At 66.9% G+C, this 22,825-nt stretch carries 22 protein-coding genes; 17 read left to right on the forward strand and 5 right to left on the reverse strand.

What is annotated here, in order from left to right; all coding sequences use genetic code 11:
- The first annotated feature begins 60 nt into the window (after window positions 1-60).
- Window positions 61-318: a hypothetical protein gene (locus CVV68_RS12595; protein ID WP_110501355.1), complete on the forward strand. Its 258-nt coding sequence runs from the start codon at window positions 61-63 to the stop codon at window positions 316-318.
- A 40-nt stretch (window positions 319-358) separates the two neighbouring features.
- Here the strand turns inward: CVV68_RS12595 and CVV68_RS12600 are convergent, their stop codons facing one another.
- The gene (locus tag CVV68_RS12600; protein WP_110501356.1) at window positions 359-1,426 is read right to left on the reverse strand and encodes a diacylglycerol/lipid kinase family protein; all 1,068 of its coding nucleotides are present in this window, start codon (window positions 1,424-1,426) and stop codon (window positions 359-361) included.
- Between the two features lie 51 nt (window positions 1,427-1,477).
- On the opposite strand from CVV68_RS12600, the gene serS reads away from it, so the two are divergent.
- Both serS and CVV68_RS12610 read left to right on the forward strand, forming a co-directional pair.
- Entirely contained in the window at window positions 1,478-2,755 is a 1,278-nt protein-coding gene (serS, locus tag CVV68_RS12605; RefSeq protein WP_110501357.1) for a serine--tRNA ligase, read from the forward strand.
- A 137-nt stretch (window positions 2,756-2,892) separates the two neighbouring features.
- Window positions 2,893-3,762, forward strand: a complete 870-nt coding sequence (locus CVV68_RS12610; RefSeq protein WP_110501358.1) for an HAD family hydrolase — start codon at window positions 2,893-2,895, stop codon at window positions 3,760-3,762.
- 319 nt (window positions 3,763-4,081) lie between these two features.
- On the opposite strand, the gene CVV68_RS12615 is transcribed toward CVV68_RS12610, so the two are convergent.
- A complete protein-coding gene (locus CVV68_RS12615; protein WP_110501359.1) occupies window positions 4,082-4,570 on the reverse strand; it encodes an inorganic diphosphatase in 489 nt (162 codons plus the stop codon).
- Between the two features lie 204 nt (window positions 4,571-4,774).
- Between CVV68_RS12615 and CVV68_RS12620 the strand changes: the two genes are divergently transcribed.
- The 14 genes from CVV68_RS12620 (at window position 4,775) to panC (ending at window position 18,746) form a co-directional block, all read left to right on the forward strand.
- Window positions 4,775-6,256 carry a D-alanyl-D-alanine carboxypeptidase/D-alanyl-D-alanine-endopeptidase gene (locus tag CVV68_RS12620; protein WP_110501360.1) on the forward strand — a complete coding sequence of 494 codons (1,482 nt, stop codon included), beginning with the start codon at window positions 4,775-4,777 and terminating at the stop codon, window positions 6,254-6,256.
- 137 nt (window positions 6,257-6,393) lie between these two features.
- Complete coding sequence (locus CVV68_RS12625) at window positions 6,394-7,554, forward strand: zinc-dependent metalloprotease (protein ID WP_110501361.1); 1,161 nt, start codon at window positions 6,394-6,396, stop codon at window positions 7,552-7,554.
- Window positions 7,555-7,593: 39 nt separating this feature from the next.
- Complete coding sequence (gene tilS, locus CVV68_RS12630; RefSeq protein WP_438502635.1) at window positions 7,594-8,679, forward strand: tRNA lysidine(34) synthetase TilS; 1,086 nt, start codon at window positions 7,594-7,596, stop codon at window positions 8,677-8,679.
- Between the two features lie 61 nt (window positions 8,680-8,740).
- A complete protein-coding gene (gene hpt / locus CVV68_RS12635) occupies window positions 8,741-9,292 on the forward strand; it encodes a hypoxanthine phosphoribosyltransferase (RefSeq protein WP_110501384.1) in 552 nt (183 codons plus the stop codon).
- A gap of 269 nt (window positions 9,293-9,561) precedes the next feature.
- Window positions 9,562-11,637 carry an ATP-dependent zinc metalloprotease FtsH gene (ftsH, locus tag CVV68_RS12640; RefSeq protein ID WP_110501362.1) on the forward strand — a complete coding sequence of 692 codons (2,076 nt, stop codon included), beginning with the start codon at window positions 9,562-9,564 and terminating at the stop codon, window positions 11,635-11,637.
- 20 nt (window positions 11,638-11,657) lie between these two features.
- Window positions 11,658-12,308 carry a GTP cyclohydrolase I FolE gene (gene folE / locus CVV68_RS12645; protein ID WP_438502636.1) on the forward strand — a complete coding sequence of 217 codons (651 nt, stop codon included), beginning with the start codon at window positions 11,658-11,660 and terminating at the stop codon, window positions 12,306-12,308.
- Between the two features lie 9 nt (window positions 12,309-12,317).
- Entirely contained in the window at window positions 12,318-13,304 is a 987-nt protein-coding gene (folP, locus tag CVV68_RS12650) for a dihydropteroate synthase (RefSeq protein ID WP_110501363.1), read from the forward strand.
- On the forward strand, window positions 13,301-13,687 hold the full coding sequence (folB, locus tag CVV68_RS12655; RefSeq protein ID WP_110501364.1) for a dihydroneopterin aldolase: 387 nt from the start codon (window positions 13,301-13,303) through the stop codon (window positions 13,685-13,687). Before folP ends, folB begins: the two co-directional genes overlap by 4 nt.
- Window positions 13,684-14,217 carry a 2-amino-4-hydroxy-6-hydroxymethyldihydropteridine diphosphokinase gene (folK, locus tag CVV68_RS12660; protein WP_110501365.1) on the forward strand — a complete coding sequence of 178 codons (534 nt, stop codon included), beginning with the start codon at window positions 13,684-13,686 and terminating at the stop codon, window positions 14,215-14,217. Before folB ends, folK begins: the two co-directional genes overlap by 4 nt.
- A 99-nt stretch (window positions 14,218-14,316) precedes the next feature.
- Window positions 14,317-14,820: a DUF3180 domain-containing protein gene (locus CVV68_RS12665; protein WP_110501366.1), complete on the forward strand. Its 504-nt coding sequence runs from the start codon at window positions 14,317-14,319 to the stop codon at window positions 14,818-14,820.
- Window positions 14,821-14,902: 82 nt separating this feature from the next.
- Window positions 14,903-15,355, forward strand: a complete 453-nt coding sequence (locus CVV68_RS12670; RefSeq protein ID WP_110501386.1) for a PH domain-containing protein — start codon at window positions 14,903-14,905, stop codon at window positions 15,353-15,355.
- The gene (locus CVV68_RS12675; protein ID WP_146238882.1) at window positions 15,352-16,833 is read left to right on the forward strand and encodes a PH domain-containing protein; all 1,482 of its coding nucleotides are present in this window, start codon (window positions 15,352-15,354) and stop codon (window positions 16,831-16,833) included. Before CVV68_RS12670 ends, CVV68_RS12675 begins: the two co-directional genes overlap by 4 nt.
- Window positions 16,823-17,755, forward strand: a complete 933-nt coding sequence (locus CVV68_RS12680; RefSeq protein WP_211320820.1) for a Rossmann-like and DUF2520 domain-containing protein — start codon at window positions 16,823-16,825, stop codon at window positions 17,753-17,755. The genes CVV68_RS12675 and CVV68_RS12680 overlap by 11 nt, the downstream gene beginning before the upstream one ends.
- A gap of 58 nt (window positions 17,756-17,813) precedes the next feature.
- The gene (panC, locus tag CVV68_RS12685) at window positions 17,814-18,746 is read left to right on the forward strand and encodes a pantoate--beta-alanine ligase (RefSeq protein WP_110501368.1); all 933 of its coding nucleotides are present in this window, start codon (window positions 17,814-17,816) and stop codon (window positions 18,744-18,746) included.
- 557 nt (window positions 18,747-19,303) lie between these two features.
- On the opposite strand, the gene CVV68_RS12690 is transcribed toward panC, so the two are convergent.
- The 3 genes from CVV68_RS12690 to uriH are packed head-to-tail and all read right to left on the reverse strand — an operon-like array spanning window position 19,304 to window position 22,661.
- A complete protein-coding gene (locus CVV68_RS12690) occupies window positions 19,304-20,254 on the reverse strand; it encodes a ribokinase (protein WP_110501369.1) in 951 nt (316 codons plus the stop codon).
- Complete coding sequence (uriT, locus tag CVV68_RS12695; protein ID WP_110501370.1) at window positions 20,251-21,681, reverse strand: uridine transporter UriT; 1,431 nt, start codon at window positions 21,679-21,681, stop codon at window positions 20,251-20,253. Before uriT ends, CVV68_RS12690 begins: the two co-directional genes overlap by 4 nt.
- Entirely contained in the window at window positions 21,678-22,661 is a 984-nt protein-coding gene (gene uriH, locus CVV68_RS12700) for a uridine-preferring nucleoside hydrolase UriH (RefSeq protein WP_245933510.1), read from the reverse strand. The genes uriT and uriH overlap by 4 nt, the downstream gene beginning before the upstream one ends.
- Window positions 22,662-22,825 lie beyond the last annotated feature (164 nt).

Here is a 22,825-nt window from a genome sequence, read left to right on the forward strand (position 1 = left end):
TGCTTTGGGTACCCGGGAAGCCTTCGGGACGAGCACGGAAACAGGAAGGTGCCAACAGCCATGGATACGCACGGAACCAAGGACAGCAGCCAGGACGGCACCATCGTCAACCCCGGCAAGGATGAAGGCCGCGACACCTCGGTCGGGGACGAGGGCGACAACGCCAACGAGCTGCGCTTTGACGAGGAAGACCGCCTGATCAAGGAGCAATCGCTGCGCCCGGAAGAAGAGGACCGCCTGATCAAGGAGCAGTCGCTGCGCCAGGAAGAGGAAGACCGCCTGACCGGGGAACAGCCGCTGCGCCCGGAAGCCGACTAGCGCACGCCAGGCACGCGTGCCCGCGCCGGGTACGCGTGCCTTAGGCCGGGTTGTTTGGCGCAGCCACGCGCACCAGCACGGCCTGGTGTTCAACGCTGACCCTGACCACCGTGGCCGAACCCGACGGATCCCCGTCAACCTGCGTCTCCACGGGCATCACGGTGCGGATCACCAGTTTTTTAGAGCGGTAAAAGTCGATCACGGGGAAGCCGCCCTTGTGCTGGAACGCGATCTTGCCGGCCATGGCAATCCAACCAATGGCACTGCGCGGGCTGACCACCACCACGTCCAGGACGCCGTCGTCAATGAGTGCGCCCGGGACAAAGTCGATGCCGCCCGGCAGCAGCCCGCAATTGGCAAACATCACCGACCGCACCTTGCGTTGCTGCGGGGGCTGGTCGTCCAGGGCGATGCTGACCTTCTTCCGCCGCCCTGCCATGTGCCGGAGTCCGGCCTCGCTGTAGGCCAGCCAGCCGAGTGACTCCTTGAGCTTTGAGTTGGTGTCGTTCATGACCTCGGCGTCCATGCCCAGCCCGGCAATGACCATGAAGGACTGTTGCGATACGGCGCCGGTGACCTCGTCCTCGGTCTCCATCAGGCCGGCGTCGATGTGCCGCTGGTGGCCAAACAAGGCAACCTGGACGTTCGCGGCAACGTCATTGATGTCCAGGTTCAGGTTGCGGGCCAGCAGGTTCCCGGTGCCCAGGGGGATGATCGCCAGGGGCACCTCGGTGCGCCGCAATTCCTGGCCCACGGCGCGCACGGTACCGTCCCCGCCGCCCACAATAACGACGTCGGACTTGGCCGCCAGGGCCTGCCGCGCCATGGCGTGGCCGGGGTCCGCGGCAGTGGTCTCCAGGAACAGCGGCTCCGGCCAGCCGGCCAGGGTGGTGGAGCGCAGCAGCAGGGTCTTGGCGGCGGCGGCCCCGCTTTTGGTCGGGTTATAGATGAAGGCCACCTTTTGCGCGGCGGCATGGATCTTATGGGGGGATTCGGCGGCGGCGCTGCGGGTGTGCTTGTGGGCCAGCTTGCGGACCCCCAGCCAGCTGAACCCGGCGGCAAGCAGGACGGCGGCCACGATGACGGTGATGAGGACTTCAGTTGGCATGATTCTCTAACCATAGCGGTTCGAGTTGTTTTGATTGGATAGGCTTAGGCCGTGATCGATGTAAGAGACCTCTGCGAAAATCCCGCCCAATACCGCGCCAGCCAAAGTGCCCGCGGAGCCGAACCGTCCGTGGTGGATTCCATCATTGCCGCCGACGCCGCCAGGAAGTCCGCCATCAGCACCTTTGAGGCCCTGCGTGCGGAGCAAAACCTGTACGGCAAGAAGGTGGCACAGGCCAAGGGCGAGGAAAAGCAGGCCCTGCTCGCCGAGGTCAAGGACCTCTCGGCACGGGTGAAGGCAGCCTCCGCTGCCGCCGATGAAGCCGCTGCCGTGGCGGACAAACTGGTGCGCAGCATGCCCAACCTCATCTCCGACGGCGTCATGGAAGGCGGCGAGGATGACTATATCGTGGTCAAAACCGTCGGCACGCCGCGTGAATTTGAGGATTTCAAGCCGAGGGACCACCTGGAAATCGGTGAGCTGATTGGCGCCATTGACATGGAACGCGGCGCCAAGGTCTCGGGTTCCCGCTTTTACTTCCTGAAGGGCGTGGGCGCGCGCCTGGAGCTGGCGCTGCTGCAGATGGCCATGGACCAGGCCATCGCGGCCGGCTTCACGCCCATGATCACGCCCACCCTGGTGCTGCCCGAGACCATGGCCGGCACCGGCTTTGACGTGGAGCACGACGCCGAAATCTACCGCCTGGCCGAGGACGACCTCTACCTGGTGGGCACCTCCGAGGTGGCCCTGGCCGGCTACCACGGCCAGGAAATCATCAACGTGGACGAACCCGTGCGCTACGCCGGCTGGTCCTCGTGCTACCGCCGCGAAGCCGGTTCGCACGGCAAGGACACCCGGGGGATCATCCGCGTCCACCAGTTCAACAAGGTGGAAATGTTTGTCTACACCACGGTGGAGAAGGCAGCCGCGGAACACCAGCGCCTGCTCGCCTGGGAAGAAGAGATGCTGGCCAAGGTGGAGCTTCCCTACCGCGTCATTGACACGGCGGCCGGCGACCTTGGCGGCTCCGCTGCCCGCAAGTTCGACTGCGAGGCCTGGGTGCCCACGCAGGACAACTACCGCGAGCTGACGTCCACCTCCAACTGCACCACCTACCAGGCCCGCCGGCTGAACATCCGCGAGCGTGTGGTGAACGACGACGGCACCAAGGGTGGGACCCGCGCGGTGGCCACGCTGAACGGCACCTTGGCGACGACACGCTGGATTGTGGCCATCCTGGAGCACCATCAGAACGCCGACGGATCCGTCAACGTCCCCGTGGCACTGCGGCCGTACCTCGGTGGCATGGAAGTGTTCCCGGTCCTTTAGGCGCCTTCCGGAGGTCCTGCATGAACGCCGGGTAAATATTCACACTGTGCACACGGCTGTGGGTATTCACCCGGCGTTCATGTGTTTAAGAAGGGGCCGCCTAGCTGTTGCAGGGCCGGATCTGGTTCACTGGATATATGACTATGACAGCAAATGCAGCCGTCCCTGGCATCGATGACCAGGAAATCGCAGCACCGGCACCTGCAGCAAAAACCGACCGCTACCTCGTGGCCCTTGACGTCGACGGAACCCTGGTGGACCACGACGGCAACATGGCCGGCGCCGTCCGCGACGCCGCCCAGGCGGTGGTGGGCGCCGGCCACGAAATCATCATTGCCACCGGCCGCTCCCTCGGCGCCATGCTTCCGGTGGTCGAGCAGATCGGAATGGTCCGCGGCTACGGGGTGTGCTCCAACGGGGGCGTGACCGTGCGCCTGGACCCCGCACTTGAGCGCGGCTACGAGATCATTGAGCGGGTCACGTTCAGACCCAGGGCCGCCCTGACCACGCTTCGCGAGAAGATTCCGGGAGCCCGGTTCGCCCTGGAGGACGCCGAGGGCAACTTCCTGTCCACCTCCCGCTTCCAGGACGCCAGCTTTGGCATCGAGGCCCGCGGCGTGGATTTCCACCACCTGCTGGATGCCCAGGCCGTCCGGGTGGTGGTCAACAGCGCCGACGCCAGCACGGCGGAGTTTTCCGCGGCGATTGCCGCCGCCGGACTGCAGGGGGTCGCCTATGCGGTGGGCTGGAGTGCCTGGCTGGACATTGCGGCGGCCGGTGTGACCAAGGCCTCGGCCCTGGAGAAGCTGCGTGCCGGGATGGGCATTGACGCGGCCCGGACGGTGGCCGTGGGAGACGGCTCCAACGACATTGAGATGCTCCGCTGGGCCGGCCGCGGCGTGGCCATGGGGCAGGCGGAGGCCGACGTCCTGGCCGCCGCCAACGAGGTCACGGCCTCGGTGTACGACGACGGCGCTGCCGCCGTCCTGCGCAGCCTGCTCGCCTAGCCTGTCCGCGGCAGATTGCGTGCCGGGTCGTCGGGCCGGGCGCCGGGAAAACCGGTCCAACGTCCCGTTCCGTCGCCGGGAACGGGGCATTCCTGCACTCGGTTTCGCGAGAGCGGGGTCAGGCCGCGAGGACGGCGCGAAGAAGATGCACCGCCCTCGCGGCTTGACCCCGTCTTCGGCGAATCCGGGCAGGCCCGGTCAGCGGAGCAGGGGCAAAACAAAGGCGGCGCCCCGCTCCCCAGCCGCTCCCACTGCTCGCCAGCTCGCAGCGGGTCCCTCGCGTCCGTGGGCCCAGGGGGCGCCGCCGTCGTACTTGGTTTTAGTGGCCCTCGGCCTCGAAGCGCTTGATGGAGGCTTCCAGCTCGGCTTCGGCGGCGGCGCGGTCGGCCCAGCCATCGGCCTTGACCCACTTGCCGGGCTCCAGGTCCTTGTAGCGGGTGAAGAAGTGCTCGATCTCCTTGACCAGGTACTCGTCAATGTCAGAGAGTTCCTGGATGTGGTCATAGCGCTTGTCGTCAACAACACACAGGACCTTGGCGTCTCCGCCGGACTCATCGGTCATGTTGAACACTGCAATGGGGCGGGCATCGACAACAACGCCGGGGTGCAGGTCAAAGTCCTGCAGCATGACCAGGGCGTCCAGGGGATCGCCGTCTTCGCCGAGGGTGTTGTCGAAGAAGCCGTAGTGGGTGGGGTACTGCATCGAGGTGAACAGCACGCGGTCCAGGCGGACGCGGCCGGTCTCATGGTCAACCTCGTATTTGACGCGTGATCCGCGCGGGATCTCGATGGTGACGTCGTGCTTCATCGTTGTGCTCCTCATGATGGGGGGGGTGTGCGCGGCCGGGCGCGGCCGATCCTACAAAAATTACGTCTAGTATGAGGATATAGGCGCTTTTTGCTCTGCCGAAATGCCGCCCTTGCCCACCCGCGTCATCCGTGCGCGATGAGACCTGCCCCCAAACGAATTTTTGCGTACCGGGCCCGCCGCTGAAAAGGAAATGCCTGCACCATGGGACGCACGTCAAAAGCTGTGACGAGCGCAGTGCTCATCCTGGCGCTCGCCGCGGTCACCGTTCCCGCCGGCATGAACCTGGTCCCCGCCCTGCTGCCCACGTTCGTGGTGGCGGCGCCGCTCCCGGCCGCACAGCTGGCACCCACCTCGCTTTCCACGGTGACGGGGATTGCCCCGCTGTCCACGAAAGCGCCGCTTCCGGACGCCGCAAAGCTGGGGGCGGCGCTGGATGAGGCGCTCAAACTCGACGCCGTTGGCCAGTTCAGTGCCTATGTCACCGACGCGTCCACCGGTAAGGTGCTTTATTCGCACGACGGCGGCAGTGCCCGCACGCCCGCGTCAAACCTGAAGCTGCTCACGGCTACGGCGGCGTTGACGTCGCTGGGTGCCGGTACACGCCTTGAGACCTCGGTGGTGGCAGGGGACACCCCGAATGCGCTGGTGCTCAAGGCTGGCGGCGACGCCATGCTGTCCGACGGCGCCAGCGACCCCTCCGCCGTCATGGGCCATGCCGGGCTCGCCACCCTGGCCAAGAAGACTGCCGCGGCCCTGGCCGCCGGCGGTGTCAAGGGCCCCGTCACACTCAGCATTGACGACCACCTGTTCACCGGCCCCGCACTGAACCCGGAATGGGACACAGGGGATGTGAACGCCGGGGAGATCGCGCCAATCTACCCCATGGCCCTGTATGCCGGGCGCACCGCCGCAAGCACCACAGCCGGCGGCGCGGGTCCGCGCCCGCAGGACGCGGCCCTGGCCGTGGCCGTGGAATTTGATGCCGCGCTGAAGGATGCGGGCGTTGAAACCAAGGGGTCCATCACCCACACCGCCGCGCCGTCACCTGCTGGCGCAGCCGCAAAGTCTCCGACGGGCAAGGCTTCGCCCGGCGCAACCTCGTCGGACACGGCCTTTTCCGGGGCCGTCCTTGCCTCGGTCAGTTCCGCCACTGTGGCCCAGCAGGTGCAGTACCTGCTCGTCGAATCGGACAACTACCTTGCCGAGGTCATGGGCCGGCTCGTGGCCGTGAAGCAGGGCATGGACGCCACCAATGAAGGCTCCGTGGCTGCCGTGCGCGACGTCCTTTCCGGTCTGGGCCTGCCGTTGGAAGGCGCCGTCACCGTGGACAACTGCGGCCTGGCCGGCAATGACCTGATCAGCGCCCGCCAGCTCGTTGAAGTGGTCTCCTACCTCCTGGCCCACACCGGCACCGATGCGGGCCTTGCCCTGGAAGGCCTGCCCATTGCCGGGCTGACCGGCACCCTGGGCGACCGCTTTGTGGATCCGGGCACGGTGGCCGCCGCAGGCCTGGTCCGTGCCAAGACGGGGACCCTGAACCGGGTGTCGACCCTGTCCGGTTACGTGATCAACGCCCAAGGGCGGCTGCTGGCCTTCTCCGTGATGGGCAACAAGCTGGCCGGCGGCCCGGCCTCCGCCATTCCCGTCATCGACGCCGCTGCGGCAGCCCTCGCCAAAAGCTGACCGTCCCGCACCCCGGGAGGTTCGAGATGATCCCCACGCCCTCCCACCACTCGCAGGCTCGCGGCGGGTCCCTCGGGCGCGTGGGCCCACCACAGGGTGTCATTATCTTGAACTTCAATACAGGGAAATGTGATCTGATGGGAAACATGAGCCCGCAAAGCAGCGCACCGACAACCCCTCCCGCCACCGCCAGCATGGTCAACTGGGACCTGGCCGCCAAAACGGCAGCCAACCTGGCCCCGGCCGGCCCTTCGCTCAACGGCTCGGAAATTGGCCGCGCCGTGGAAAACCTGCGCCTCATGGCGGAGAAGTCGGTGCCGCACGTGCACGAGATCAGCAGGCTTGAAGCAGCCCGGGACCTGCGCGATTCCGAGGTGCTGGTGGTGGACCGGGCCTCGTGGGCGAAGGCCAACACGCAGAGCTTTGCCGTCATGATGGACCCGATCATGGCCGCGCTCGCCGCCAAGCAGTCGTCTGCCGGCAAGAATGCGGCGGCCGCCAGTGCCACCGTGACCGGTGCCCAGCTGGGCGCCGCGCTGGCCTTTCTTTCCAGCAAGGTCCTGGGACAGTACGACCCCTTCGCGGCGCTGGCCGGCCAGCGGGAGTCCAAGGAGAACGCCGGCGCGGAGCTGCCGGCCAGCGGCGGCCGCCTGCTCCTGGTAGCCCCGAACATCATCACCGTGGAGCGGGACCTCAAAGTGGACCCGTCCGATTTCCGGCTCTGGGTGTGCCTTCATGAGCAAACCCACCGCGTCCAGTTTGCCGCGGCCCCCTGGCTGCGCCACCACATGCTCTCCGAAATTGAAAAGCTGGGCGGACTCCTGGTCGGTGACAGCGAGAACCTGGGCGAGCGCCTGCTGCAGGCCACCAAGGCGCTGGCCAGCAAAAAACCCGCCACGCCGGACGTACCCAGCCGCGGCGGCGTCCTGGACCTGCTCCAGAACCCGGAGCAGAAGGCGGCGCTCTCCCACGTCACGGCCGTCATGAGCCTTTTGGAAGGCCACGCCAACGTGGTCATGGACGGCGTGGACCAAACCATTGTGCCCACGGTGCGCACCATCCGCCAGCGTTTCAACAGCCGCGGCAAGGACCGCGGGTTCATTGAAAAGTTCGTTAGAAACCTGATGGGGCTTGACGCAAAAATGCGACAATACAGCGACGGCGCCAAATTTGTGCGCGAGGTGGTGGCCATCGCAGGCATGGACGGCTTCAACAACGTCTGGACGCAAGCGGAAAATCTGCCCACGGAACCGGAAATCCACGATGCCCGCCTCTGGGTCGACCGGATGGGCCTGTAGGTGGGCCTGCCGGACACTCCCCCTGGAAGGACCAGCCAGGTGATCGCCGGACAGACCCGCCCGCGACGGCGCCTGGACCCCACGGTGGGCAAGGCCCGCAAGATGGTCGCCGAACTGCTGGGCCTGTCCACCACCGGAAAGCACCACCCGCTCGAGCACCCTCCGCTGCTGCTGGTGGGCTGCAGCGGGGGCCCGGACTCGCTGGCCCTGGCCGCCGTCACCGCCTTCTTTGCCACCCGGGGCGAGGTGCGGGTGGGCGCCGTGGTGGTGGACCACCAGATGCAGCCGGACAGCGCGGGCGTTGCCGCGCGGACGGCGGAACAGCTGCGCGGCCTGGGCCTTGACCCGGTCCAGGTGCGCACCGTGGACTTGGAGCACGACGGGGGCGGCCCCGAGGCGGCTGCCCGCTCCGCCCGCTTTGGCGCACTGGACGCCGCTGCCCGGGAGCTGGGCGCAGCAACGGTCCTGCTGGGCCACACAATGGACGACCAGGCCGAATCGGTGCTGTTGGGCCTGGCCCGCGGCTCCGGCACCCGATCGCTGGCGGGCATGCGCGCCCGCCGGGGACTGTACGCGCGCCCGTTCCTGAAGCTGCGCAGGGATGAGACGTTGGCCATATGCCGGGCGCTGGAGCTGGAGCCGTGGCATGATCCCGCCAACTCCGACGGGTCCTATCTGCGAGTGCGGGTCCGGCACAATGTGCTGCCGTTCCTGGCCGCGGAGCTGGGACCGGCTGTCACCGAATCCCTGGCCCGGTCGGCCGCCATCCTGGGCCACGACGCCGACCTTCTCGACGAACTTGCCGACGCGGAATTTGGCCGGATCGCGCAGGTGCTGCCCGCGGATGGGGCCGATCCCATGGAGGTCAGCCTCCCGGAAGAGACGCTTAGGGGGCTGGCCCCGGCCCTGAGGATGAGAGTGTTGGCGAAGTCCGTCGTCGTGCTTGGCGGCCTTCAACCCAGCCAGGAGCGGCTGGGCGCCGCGGAGGCCCTACTGGAAAGGAAGGGCTCCGCCGGGCCGGTGCAAATGGCCGGAAAAGTCAGCGCCTACCGAATATCACGCCGCCAAGCCGTTCCCCAAGAGGGCACCGGCTATGGGAAGCTTGTCCTGAGGCGCAGTGTGTGAGCATTGCCGCATTGCCGCATTACCAGCCAGTAACAAAGTCCTTTACTTTCAGGAGCCATTGGTGGATTCACAAGACGTCCAGGCCGATCTCAAGCACGTTCTTTACACGAAAGAACAAATTCAAACTCGCGTAGCCGAACTGGCCGCACAGATCGATGCGGACTACGAGGGCCGCGACGTCCTGCTGGTCGGCGTGCTCAAGGGCGCCGTCATGATCATGGCGGACCTTTCCCGCGCACTGCACAGCCACGTCACCATGGACTGGATGGCGGTGTCCTCCTACGGCTCCGGTACGCAATCCTCCGGCGTGGTGCGCATCCTCAAGGACCTCGAGACGGACCTCATGGGCAAGCACGTGCTGATCGTCGAGGACATCATCGACTCAGGCCTGACGCTGTCATGGCTGAAGGCCAACTTGATTTCCCGTGGCCCCGCTTCGGTGGAAATCTGCACATTGTTGCGCAAGCCGGATGCTGCCAAGGTTGAAATTGATGTCAGGTACGTCGGCTATGAGATCCCCAGCGAGTTTGTGGTGGGCTACGGGCTGGATTTTGCCGAGAAGTACCGCAACCTGGATTTCATCGGCACGCTGGCGCCGCACATTTACGAGTAGTTTTTGCTTGGGCCGCGCCCGTTTCCGCTTTTCGCGCCCGTACGACGGGGCGCCGAAAGCGGAAACGGGCGCAGTTTCGCTCCCCGGCTTTGTCCACGGCGCAAATTCACGCCGGCGCAGGAAATCGTTATGCCCAGAGGGAACTATTACGAGTTCCCGTGCGTGTTGACATACGTACGGTGTAAAGCTTGTAGCGCGGGAGTGCGGCCGCGCATGAATGTCTTTTACATATTGGTTGAGCGGGAGGGACGGGGCGTGGCCCCGAACACATGAAAGTCAAGAAACTCTTCAAGGGTCCATTTATCTGGATCATTGTGGTGGTTGTGCTCATTGGCGCGGCCCTGGCCACGCTGACCGGTGGCGGCCAGAGCAAGATCGACACCTCTGAAGCGCTGACCCTGCTCAAGAACGACCAGGTGGTTTCCGCCAAGGTCTTTGGCTCCGAGGGCCGTGTGGACATGGTCCTCAAGGACGACTACACGACCACGGACGGCACCAAGGCCGGCAAGGACGTGCAGTTCTACTTTGGCGCCTACCGCGCCACCACGCTGGTGGACGCGATCGACAACGCGAACCTGAAAACGTTTGACGACCAGCCGGCGTCGAACAACTTCTGGTCCAGCATGCTCTCGCTGCTGATCCCCTTTGCCATCATCGGACTGATCTTCTGGTTCCTGTTCTCCCGCATGCAGGGCGGCGGCTCCAAGGTCATGCAGTTTGGCAAGTCCAAGGCCAAGCTCATCACCAAGGACCACCCGCAGGTCACCTTCGCGGACGTTGCCGGTGCCGACGAGGCCGTGGAGGAACTCCACGAAATCAAGGAGTTCCTGCAGGATCCGGGCAAGTTTGCCGCCGTGGGTGCCAAGATTCCCAAGGGCGTGCTGCTGTACGGCCCTCCGGGAACCGGCAAGACCCTGCTGGCCCGCGCCGTGGCCGGCGAGTCCGGCGTGCCGTTCTACTCCATCTCCGGATCGGACTTCGTGGAAATGTTCGTCGGCGTGGGCGCCTCCCGTGTCCGCGACCTGTTCGAGCAGGCCAAGACAAACGCCCCGGCCATCATCTTTGTTGACGAGATCGACGCCGTCGGCCGCCACCGTGGCGCCGGCATCGGTGGCGGCAACGACGAACGCGAGCAGACACTTAACCAGTTGCTCGTGGAGATGGACGGCTTTGACGTCAAGACCAACGTCATCCTGATCGCCGCCACGAACCGCCCCGACGTGCTGGACCCGGCGCTGCTGCGCCCGGGCCGCTTCGACCGCCAGATCTCCGTCGACGCACCCGACCGCCTGGGCCGCGAACAAATTCTCAAGGTCCACGCCAAGGGCAAGCCGATGGCACCCGGGGTGGACCTGAACGCCGTGGCAAAAAAGACGCCAGGTTACACCGGCGCCGACCTGGCCAATGTGCTCAACGAGGCCGCGCTGCTGACGGCCCGCTCCAACGCCCAGCTCATTGACGACCGCGCCCTCGACGAGTCGATTGACCGCGTCATGGCCGGCCCCCAGAAACGCACCCGCGTCATGAAGGAACTCGAGCGCAAGATCACCGCGTACCACGAGGGCGGCCACGCCCTGGTCGCCGCGGCCATGCACAACACGGCGCCCGTCACCAAGATCACCATCCTGCCCCGCGGCCGCGCCCTGGGCTACACCATGGTGGTCCCGGAGGATGACAAATACTCGATCACCCGCAATGAACTGCTGGACAACATGGCCTACGCCATGGGCGGGCGCGTGGCGGAGGAAATCGTGTTCCACGACCCCTCCACCGGCGCGTCCAACGACATCGAAAAGGCCACCGGCACCGCCCGTGCCATGGTCACCCAATACGGGATGAGCGAGCGCGTTGGCGCGGTAAAGCTCGGCTCCGGCGCGGGAGAGCCGTTCATGGGCCGCGACGCCGGCCACGACCGCGACTACTCCGAATCCGTCGCGTCGATTGTTGATGAGGAGGTCCGCAAGCTCATTGACCAGGCCCACGATGATGCGTACGAGGTCTTGATTGAGAACCGCGACGTCCTGGACCGGCTGGCCTTGGAACTGCTGGAGCGCGAGACGCTGAACCAGGCGGAGATCGCGCATATCTTCACCGACCTGCGCCGCCCGGCCCAGCGCCAGGTGTGGCTGTCCAAGGCGTCCCGCCCGGTCTCCAATGTGCCCCCCGTGATCACCAACAAGGAACGCCGCGACGCCCTTGCCGCCGGTGAGCCCTCCCCGGACTCCGTGTCCCCCCAGGACCAGCTGGCCGGCGCCCACCTGCAGGGTGAGGTGGACGCGCCCAACCGCACCCCGGGCATCGAGCTGGGCAAGAACGACGGCGAACAACTCCCGGGCCGCTCCTGATTGCGGATATGATCACACCCGTGACCAATTACGACGACGAATCCGACTCTGCAGCGCCCGGCACCCTGGGTGCCGCACCGGGGCCGCCCTCTGACGGCCATGGCGGGCACATGGACCTTCCGCGCATTGAGGCGGCCGTGCGGGAAATCCTGCTGGCCGTGGGGGAGGACCCGGACCGCAGCGGCCTGGAGGAGACACCCAAGCGTGTTGCCAAGGCCTACGCCGAAGTGTTCGCCGGACTGCACCAGGACCCCGCGGACGTCCTTGGCACCACCTTCGACATCTCGCATGAGGAGATGGTGCTGGTGAAGGACATCCCGTTTTACTCCACCTGCGAGCACCACCTGGTGCCATTCCACGGCAGCGCCCACGTCGGCTACATCCCGTCGTCGGACGGCCGGGTGACGGGGCTGAGCAAGCTGGCCCGGCTGGTGGACATTTACGCCAGGCGCCCGCAGGTGCAGGAGCGCCTGACCAGCCAGATCGCCGATTCGCTGGTGGAACACCTCAAACCCCGTGGCGCCATCGTCGTCATTGAATGTGAACACATGTGCATGTCCATGCGGGGCGTGCGCAAGCCAGGGGCCAAGACCGTCACCAGCGCGGTCCGCGGCCTGCTTCATGAGCCCGCAACCCGGGCCGAGGCCATGAGCCTGATTCTCGGAAGGTAACAACACACTATGGATTCCCTCGCAGCCGCCCCGGGCACGGGCCCGGCCACCTCTCCGCTGCCCGTGCTCCGCGCGCGCACCTCCGTGGCGAGCTTTGACCGCCTGCCCGCCGACCGCACCGTGGTGATGGGCATTCTGAACTGCACCCCCGACTCCTTCAGCGACGGCGGCGAGTACAGCTCCATGGACACCGCCATTTCCCACGGCCTGCGCATGTTTTATGGCGGCGCGGACATCATCGACGTTGGCGGTGAATCAACCCGTCCCGGCGCCAAAGACGTGGACGAGGCCGAGGAACAGCGGCGCATCATGCCGGTGATCGAGGCCCTGGCCAAGGCCGGCGCCCTCGTGAGCGTGGACACCCGCCACGCTTCGACGGCGGCCCTGGCGCTCGACGCCGGTGCGGGGCTGATCAACGACGTCTCCGGCACAAATGTGCACCCCGAGATGATTGCGCTGATCGCCGCCCGCCAGGTCCCTTATGTCCTTATGCACAGCCGCGGCAACTCCCGTTCCATGGACTCGCTGACCCGGTACAACGACGTCGTTGAAGACGTGGTGAGGGAACTTGCCGAGGTCCGCGAACGTTTCTACGCCGCCGGCGTGAAGCCGGAAATGCTCATTGTGGACCCGGGGATTGGCTTCTCCAAGAATGCCGGGCAGAATTGGGAGCTGCTGGCGAACCTGGACCGCGTGGCGGAGCTGGGCAACAGGGTCCTGGTGGGCACGTCCCGCAAGCGTTTCCTCGGCTCGCTGCTCACCACTGCCGGCAAGGCCGCGGCGCCGAAAGAGCGCGATGACGCCACCTCCGCCACGACGGCACTCGCCGCCGCGCAGGGCATTTGGGGCGTGCGTGTGCACGACGTCGGCGCCAGCCTGGACGCTGCCAAGGTGGCCGCCCGGCTGCTGGTGGGCCGGAGCAACCGCGAAGCCCGCCTGGCGGAAGCGGCACAGTCTGAAGCGGCACAGCCGGAGCATGCCCGGGCCGCCCTGTGAACCGGCAGGACACCATCACCCTGACGGGCATCACGGCCATTGGCTACCACGGCGTGTTTGGGCATGAAAAACGCGACGGGCAGCCTTTTGTGGTGGACGCAGTGCTGCACGCGGACCTTGCAGCCGCCGCAGCCGCCGACGACCTGACGAAGACGGCCCACTACGGCGAAGTGGCCGAGACCATCGCCGGCCTGATCCGCGGCGAGTCCTTTGACTTGATCGAGACGCTGGCGGTGCGCACCGCCGAGGCCATCCTGGGCGGGTTCCCCAATGTTGAGGGTGTGGAAGTGACCGTCCACAAGCCCAAGGCTCCTATCCAGGTGCCCTTTGGCGATGTGAGCATCCGCGTCTTCCGCGACCGTGCCCCGCGGAGCGTGGCATGACGGCTGCCCGGCCCCTGACCCGTGCCATCCTGGCCCTCGGGAGCAACCTTGGTGAGCGCCGCGGCACACTTTCGGCCGCCGTCGGCGATCTGGTGGACCGCCCGGAGGTGCGCCTGGTTGACGTCTCCCCGGTGGTGTCCACCAAGCCCGTGGGCGGACCCGCCGGGCAGCCGGACTTTTTGAACATGGTCATTGCCGTGGACACCACACTGGACCCACATGGCCTGCTGGCGCACTGCCAGGCCGTGGAGCTGGCGCACCACCGGGAACGGGAGGTCCGCTGGGGCGCTCGCACCCTGGACGTGGACATCATCAGCTACGGGGACGTGCACAGCACGGACCCGGACCTGACGCTGCCCCACCCGCGCGCCGGCGAGCGGGCCTTTGTGCTTTACCCATGGGCTCTCATGGACCCCAATGCAACCCTGGACGGCCGCCCCGTGCCGGAGCTTGCCGCCGCCGCGGCGGACATGCCCGGAATTGGGCTTGCCGAACTGGAGGTCCCGGGCGGCAACGTCTCGCCTGCCTAAATTTGGCGGGTCCATGCCCTGCGCCGCCGTGGCGAATAAACTGTACGGTTGAGATAGCACACGCAACGCAAGAACGGGTGAGGGAACATGAGGAGCACAATGCGGACCATCCGGCCTGCATGGCTGGTGGTGGCAACAATCGTCCTGGCCGTGGCGGGCTGGACCACAACGGAGCTCACCTCCCGCGCCAGCTTGGCCCTGCCCGTGCTGCCCCTGAGTTCACTGGCCACCATGGGCCTGATTGCGGTGGTCTGCCTGGTCCTGGGACTGAAGGTCCGCCGCTGGCGCGACGGGCACCGGGACCGGGTGCTTGACCCCCTGGTGGCCGCGCGCACCCTGGTCCTGGCCCAGGCCTGCGCCTACGCCGGGGCCGTGCTCCTGGGCTGGCACCTGGGCATCCTGGTGGACCAGCTTCCCACCATTCCCCTGCGGGGGGACCTCGGCCCGATCTGGGACATCGTGGCCATGGCCGGAGGCGGCATCGTCATGATGGTGGTGGGCTTGGTGGTGGAGCGCTTCTGCAAGCTTCCCCCCGACGACAGCGATTCAACGAGCGTGCCGCGGGAAAAGCCGGAAGGCCACGGGGAGGAAGAATTTGCCTAGCCAATCGAAACCGGCCCCGCCGGTCCGTCCCTTTGCCATCGACCCCGACGGACTGACGTTCCGGCGCGTCTCCGAGAAGCTCATGACCCTCCGCTTCATCGAGCGGGGCCTGACCGGGCTGCTGCTGGTGGCCATCGTCGCGGTCCCGCTGGTTTTGCGCCTGATCGGGGTGTGGAGCGGGTACCCGTCGTGGCTGGCCTGGGCCCTGCCAGCCGCCGTCCTGGCCATAGTCCTGTGGGTTCTGGCACTGGTGCCCCGCCAGGTGCGCGCCATCGGCTACGCCGAGCGCAATGACGATCTGCTCATCCGCCACGGCATCATGTTCCACCGGGTCATGGTGGTCCCCTATGGCCGCATGCAGTATGTCGACGTCACCATGGGGCCGCTGGAACGGATGCTGGGCCTGAGCAGCCTGCACCTGCACACCGCATCGCCCGGAACCAACGCCATACTCTTTGGCCTGCCCGCGGCCGAGGCTTCCCGGCTTCGCGAGCAGCTGTCCGCCCGCGGTGAGGCGAAACTGGCCGGGCTGTGAGCGGACAATTCCCCGGCGGCACCTTCCAAACCGACAGCCCGGATTCGTGGCACCGTGTCCACCCCGTCTCGCCGCTGGTGCGCGGCTGGGTGGCCGTGGCCGCCGTGCTTTTCATCTTTGGCCGCAACGCCCTTGACTCGCTGTTCACCGGAGGGCCGAATGGACCGGGCATTTCCGGAGGCGCGCCCCCCGTGGTCATCGTCGCCGTGGTGGGCGCCGCCGTCGTCGTATTCGGCATTGGCTTCTTCCTGTCCTGGCGCTTCACCCGCTATCAGGTGACCGACGCCCATGTCCACATTAACTCCGGCATCATTTTCCGCCAGCAGCGCCGCGCCAGCATTGACCGGGTCCAGTCGATTGACGTGGTGCAGCCGCTGGTGGCGCGCGCCTTTGGCCTGGCGGAGCTGAAATTCGACGTCGCCGACGGGGGGAAGTCGGCCTTCAAGCTCTCCTTCCTCAAGCTTGACGAGGCCAAGCGGTTGCGTGCCGCCATCCTGGCCCGGGCAGCGGGCGTCGCCGTGGACCCCGAGGCGCCGGGGCAGGTCACCGAGGCCCCCGAACAGCACGTGCTGGCGCTGGGCCCCGGGCGGATCATCGGCTCCGCTGTGTTCAGCAGTCTTTCCGTTGTTGCCGTGGTGGTCCTGGCCGGCGCCGTGGCGCTGGCGGCCTGGAGCGGGGAGGTTGGCGTGTTCGTCGGCTTTATCCCCATCTTCATTGGCTTGGGCGCGTCCTATTGGAAGGCCATCACCGGCGACTTCAACTTCCGTGTGGCGCTCTCGCCCGACGGCGTCCGCCTCCACTACGGCATGCTCGAGACCCGCGCGCAAACCATCCCGCCCGGCCGCGTGCAGGCGGTGGGCATCAGCCAGGGTCCCATCTGGCGTCCGTTTGGCTGGTACCGGGTCCACGTCAACGTGGCCGGCTACGGGGACGACCGCTCCGACCACGGAAACCGGACGGTGCTGCTGCCTGCCGGCACGCTGAACGAGGTCATGGCGGTGCTGGCCCTGGTGTTCCCGGACCCCGGCGTGGACAGCCCGTTCGAAGTTTTCACCGCAGGGCTGCGTGGTCCCGGCAACCGGCAGGGCTTTGTCCACTCGCCGCGTGCGGCCAGGTGGATCGACCCCCTCGCCTGGCGCTACAACGCCTACCGGGCCACGTCCACGGCGCTGCTGTGCCGCCATGGCGTCATCTTCCGGCGACTGGAAGTGGTGCCGCACGAACGCACCCAGTCGCTGAGCCTGCGGCAGGGGCCGATCATGGCCGCCCTGGGCCTGGTGGATTTTGAGCTCCACTCCACTTCAGGCCCCATCAAGCCCGTGGTGCACCACATGGCGCTCGACGCCGGCCGCCGGCTTTTCGATGAACAGGCCGACCGCGCCGCCACCGCCCGGCGCATCCACTCCTCGGAGCACTGGCTGGCCCCGGCGGCGCCCGACACCCACCGCGACCCGCAGGAGAACAACCATGCCGATTAAGCCCGGCCGCCTTGGCATTGGAATCATCGGCGCAGGCAAGGTGGGGGCCGTGCTGGGGGCGGCCCTGCGGGCGACGGGGCACGCCGTCGTCGGGGTTTCCGCCGTGTCGGAAGCTTCACTGGAGCGGGCCGAGCTGCTGCTGCCGGGGGTTCCGGTGCTGGACATTGCGGACATTGTGGAGCGCTCCGAACTGGTTCTGCTCGCCGTGCCGGACGACGCACTGCCCGGGCTGGTCTCCGGCCTGGCCAAGACCGGCGCCTGGCAGGCCGGGCAGCTGGTGGCCCACACCTCCGGGAGGTTTGGCACCGGCGTGCTGGCCCCTGCGAAGGCTGCCGGCGCCATCACCCTGGCCCTGCACCCGGCCATGACCTTCACCGGCATGAGCCTGGACTTGGCACGCCTGGCCGATTGTTCATTCGGCATTACCGCCGAGCCCGCCATGCTGCCGATCGCCCAGGCCCTCGTCGTGGAGATGGGTGCGGAACCGGTGGTCATCGCCGAGGCGGACCGCACGCTTTACCACGCGGCCCTGGCCCACTCCGCCAACCATCTGGTCACCATCGTGTCCCAGGCGGCGCAGATATTGGGCGACATTGGAGTGGAAGCACCCAATCAGGTGCTTGGCCCCCTGCTGCGCGCAGCGCTGGAGAACGCACTGGCGTCCGGGGAATCGGCGCTGACGGGACCGGTGGCCCGCGGGGACGCCGGCACGGTGGCTTCGCACACGCAGGCGCTGCGCGAACACGCCCTTGACACCGGTTCCAAGGACATCGTCGACGCCTATGTGGCGTTGTCGTCCGCCACAGCCGCGCGGGCCGCGCGGCGCGGACTGCTCTCCGCCGAAGCTTTCCTTGGCATCCAGGCCGCGCTCACCGCGGACGACGCCGGACCCTCCACCGGCCCCGGAGGCTGGCCGGACTAGATGTCCCCGCGATTCGATTCACATGACTTGATTTCCAAGGCTGACGAAAGCGATTGACATGGGCATCACCGTGGTTTCCACCATTGCCGAACTGAAGGACCTTAGCGCGAAGCTGCTGGCTGCGGCCACGGGCCCGGCCCCGGCCAACTTCCGCGGCGGGACCCTGGGGCTGGTCCCCACCATGGGGGCCCTCCACCCGGGCCACGCCGAACTGGCCAAGGCCGCAGTGGCGCAGAACGACGTCGTGGTGGCCAGCGTGTTCGTCAACCCGCTGCAGTTTGGCGACCCGGTGGATCTGGAGCGCTACCCGCGCACCACGGAGGCGGACCTGGCCGTGCTGGAGGCCGCCGGCGTGGACATCATGTTTGCACCGTCGGACGAGGAGATGTATCCCGGCGGCGAGCCTGCCGTGCGGATTACCGCCGGCAAGCTGGGGGAGCTGTACGAGGGCGCCTCACGGCCCGGGCATTTTGATGGAGCCCTGACGGTGGTGGCGAAACTGCTCCACGCGGGGCGCCCCGACACCGGGCTGGAACCAGCCGATGCCGCAGGCCGGCAGCCGTACCGGGCCTACTTCGGCCAAAAGGATGCCCAGCAGCTTGCCCTCGTGCGGCGGATGGTGGCGGACCTGAACTTCCCCGTGGACATCGTGGCTGTGCCTACCGTGCGCGATGGGGACGGGCTTGCACTCTCCAGCCGGAACCGTTTCCTGTCCGCCGGGGAGCGCGACGCCGCACTGGTGCTCTCCCGCGCCCTTCGCCTGCTGCGCCGGCGGGCGGACGCCCACGAGCCGCTGGACATCCCCTCGGCCGAGGAACTGGTGCACATGACCCCTGGCGTGGAACTGGACTACCTGGAAGTCGTGGACCCGGCCACGCTCGCCGTCCGGGCCGAAAACTGCCAGGACACACCCTTCACGGGCCAGGCGCTGGCACTTATTGCCGCGCGCGTGGGCCCGGTCCGGCTGATCGACAACGTCACCCTCGGATAACTAACGCGGCGGGGATACCCCATTTCCGGCGGTCGAGTTCCGGCGGTCGAGCCTGTCAGGCGGGACCCCGGATGACGAAATGGATCTCGGATCCCGATATATCGACCTCAAATATCCGTTCCGAGATCCTGGGCCCCGGAATGGGGGACAGGAGCCCCGCGGCCATGCCGTCCGCCCGGCGCGTGGGCCGATCAGTACCGCCACGCCAGCACCCATCGCCGTTTCGCCCGGTGGCGGTGCCCGTAGTTTGGATATGCGCCAGACCCGACCCCAGTCATGCGCATGGTCTGCTCTGCGCCAAACCCGCCTCGAATCCGGCGCCTGCCTAAATTGCCGTGCGCCCATGCGCCGAATTCGAAGTCAAATTCTGCGCATGGTGTGAGGTCCCGGCGTGGGCCCACGCACGGCATAAAAAACGGACGTCCCCCCAAATTCAGGGGCGGGCGTCCGTTTCTGGATCCTGGAGTGCGGCGGGGCAGTTCCAGAAATGCCGCCGCTCCAGCATTTTGCCGCCGCAATAACTGCGGCAATTTGCGGGAGCTGCGGCATTTTTCGATTCAGGCGGTGAGCCTGGCGGCCACTTCCCCGGCGCCCGGGTAGGCGGCCTGGGTGCCCTTTTTGGTGGCGGCCAGGGCGGCAGCCACCGAGGCGTAGCGGGCGGCGGCCGCCAGCGGATCGCCAGCTGCCAGGCGTGCCGCCACTGCGCCGGTGAACGCGTCGCCCGCACCGGTGGTGTCGACGGCGTCAACCTTCGTCGGCGCAATCCGCACCACGGGCTCGGCGGCATGGGTGGAGTCAAGGACCACCGATCCGGCGGAGCCCAGCGTCACCAGCACCTTGGCCAGGCCGCGGGCGGCAAATTGTTCGGCCACGGCAAGCCAAGCGTCAACGGGGGCGTCCTCCGCGGGCATGTCAAAGCCGTCCAGGAACGCGGACGCTTCGTGGGCATTGACCAGCAATACGTCGGTCAGCCGGGCCAGCCCGTCGGCAACCGGGGCGTAGGGCGAGAGGTTCAGTAGGACTGTTGCCCCGGCGTCGTGCCCGGCCCGGGCAGCGGCCGTGACGGTTTCCAGCGGAACTTCCAGGCACAGGCACACCACGCCGGCGCCGGAGAAAAGGGCCGGGTCCATGGCGTCGGGGGTCAGGGTGCCGTTGGCGCCGGCGGAGATGATAATGCTGTTTTCACCGCTGTCCTCCACCGAGATGACCGCGACGCCGGTGGGTCCGGCCACGCGCCGGACGTGGCTGACGTCGACCCCGGCACCCGCGGTGGAGGCCACCAGCATGTCGCCGTGGGGGTCGCTGCCCACGGCCCCGATCAAGGTGACGGCGCCGCCCAGGCGGGCCGCGGCCACGGCCTGGTTGGCGCTCTTGCCGCCCGGGTTCACGGAAAATCCGCTGCCATGCAGGGTCTCCCCGGGTTGGGGGAGGCGTTCGCAGTAGATCGTGAGGTCGGCGTTGAGCGAGCCGGCCACCACAATCCGGCGTGTCAAGGCAGGGGCGCTCATGCGGCAACCTCCGCGTCAACGGGCTTGGGGACCAGCAGTGACGCGGCGAAGGCGAGGACGGTGATGGCCAGGGCAACCACGACAACGGTCAGGTAGGAACCGTGTCCCCCCATCGGCGCCGTGGCCACCAGGACGGCCGGCAGCACCAGAAAGCTGAGCCCGGCCCCGAGGTTGAAGGCGCCGGCATTCATGCCGGGCAGGAATCCCGGGTTGCCTTCGGGGGAGAGCACCACGCCAAGTCCATTGAGCATGATGTTCACCGTACCGGCGTACATGATTCCCAACAAGACCGTGCCGGTGATCATCAGCGGCAGGCTGTGCAGGCCCAGGAAGCCGATGATTGCCAGGGCCGCAACACTGCCGACCAGACCGATGCGCAGTATCTTCGTGTAGCCCAGCACGGGGGCAAGGCGGCCGGTGATGGGGCCAAAGATCCAGCCAAGCAGGGCGTACGGGGTCAGTATCAGCAGGCTCATCTCGGTGGCTCCGAGGTTGAAGCCGGGATCGGCCGCCTGGACATAGGCCGGCACGATGCCGTTGATGACAGCGAAAATTCCTGTCATGGTCAGCGTGGTGGTCAGCAGTGGCGCCCAGGTGGAGCGCCGACGCAGATGGACAATTTCCACCATGGGGTGCCGGGACCGCTTTTCCACGGCCCAAAATGCCATGAAGGCGGCCACTGCCACCACGGCCAGGGCAAGGGACGTCACGAGGGGGCCGGTGGTGATGCCGCCCACCAGCTTCGTGCCCTCGTTCAAGGCCGTCAGCAGCGCCCCGACCGCGACCACGATGAAGAGCACGCCGAACCAGTCCATCCGTGTGCCCTCGCCAGGCTTGCTTTCCGTGGCCAGGAACCAGATGAGCGCGACAGCGACGGCGGCGATGACAACCATCAGAGCGAAGATGCTGCGGAAGCCGAAATGCTCGGCAAAGTAGCCGCCCACAAACGAGTCGATGCCTGCAATGCCGCCGTTGACCGCCGTGATCAGGCCCATCAGCACGCCGTACTTCCTGGGCTCCTTCACGGCAGAGCGCAGCATGATCAGACACAGGGGCACTGTGGGGCCGCTGACGCCCTGGATGATTCGGCCCACGAACAGCCAGGTGATGTCCGGCGCCATGGCGGAGACCACCGAGCCGACGCCCATCATGACCATCATGCCCACCAGTACCTTCTTGCGGCCGATGATGTCGCTCAGGCGCGGCAGGAACAGGGAGAACACGGCCGCGGCAGTAAAGAACCAGGTCTGGGACAGGCCAATGGCGGCCTGGTCCGTGTGAAGTTCCTCGCCCATGGTGACGAGGGCGGGGCTGAGCATGGAAGCGTTGAGCTGGAACGCCAGGCACGCAGTCAGCAGTGCCACCATGAGGGCGGTGACGTTGCCTGGCCTGCTGCGCATTCCGGTGTTGAGCGTGGAGGTGCTCATGCGTCGACCTCGCCAATGCGCACCAGGGCGTCGGTGACCAGGTTCCAGAACTTCCCGTGGTCAAGGGTCACGGCGACGGAGGTGTGGCAGTCGGCGGGGGCGGGGGCGCGGAAATCGGCCACCGTCATGCCCAGTGTCAGCGTGCCGGTGAGCTCAATGTTGACCGGCACCTTCCGCGTCGTCATGACGGTCGGGTCAATCACGTAGGCAACGGCGCAGGGGTCGTGGACGGGCGGGTAGTCGAAGCCCTGGGCGTCCTTGTACGTCTTCGTGAAGAATTCCATCAGTTCCATGACGAACTTGGCCGGCTTCGTGCCGACGGCCTCGATCTTCGCCACGACCTCCGGGGTCGCCAACGCCTGGTGGGTGAGGTCCAGGCCCACCATGACCACGGGCCACTTCTCGTTGAAAACGATGTGGGCGGCCTCGGGGTCGATGATGATGTTGAATTCGGACACGGCGCTCCAGTTGCCCACGTGGTAGCCGCCGCCCATGAGGACAACTTCCTTCACGCGCTCCACAATCCGCGGCTCCTTGCGGGCGGCCATGGCGATGTTGGTCAGCCCCGCGGTGGGGACCAGTGTCACGGTGCCGGGCTCGTGGGCCATGATGGTCTCAACGATCAGGTCGACGGCGTGGCGCGTGTCCAGCTCGATCGTGGACTCGGGCAGGGTGGGGCCGTCCATGCCGCTGTCGCCGTGGATATCCGGGGCCGTCTCAATGGTGCGCACCAGGGGACGGCCGCAGCCGGCCGCAAACGGGACGCCGGTGATGCCCGCAATGGTGCCCACTGCCAAGGCATTGCGTGTGACCTTCTCAAGTGTCTGGTTGCCCACCACCGTGGTGACGGCGAGCAGCTCGATGTTGGGGTTGCCGTGGGCCAGCAGCAGGGCCACGGCGTCGTCATGGCCGGGATCGCAGTCCAGGATGATCTTCCGCGGTGCGGTGGCTGCGGGCGGTTGGGGCAGGTCCGTGTTCAAGTTTTCTCCACGTCGTTGGGGCGCTCCGCGGGGGATTCCCGAGGTGTCTTGAAAACCAGTGTGGCACCGAAACAGGAAGTGCGTCAAACGCTTAACGTGATTTTCGTCAAGCGCTTGACGCGCGGTGCCCGCTAGAAACTTCACCGGACCCCGCTACCATCGAT

Source organism: Arthrobacter livingstonensis (genome assembly GCF_003219815.1).
GTDB classification, from domain to species: domain Bacteria; phylum Actinomycetota; class Actinomycetes; order Actinomycetales; family Micrococcaceae; genus Specibacter; species Specibacter livingstonensis.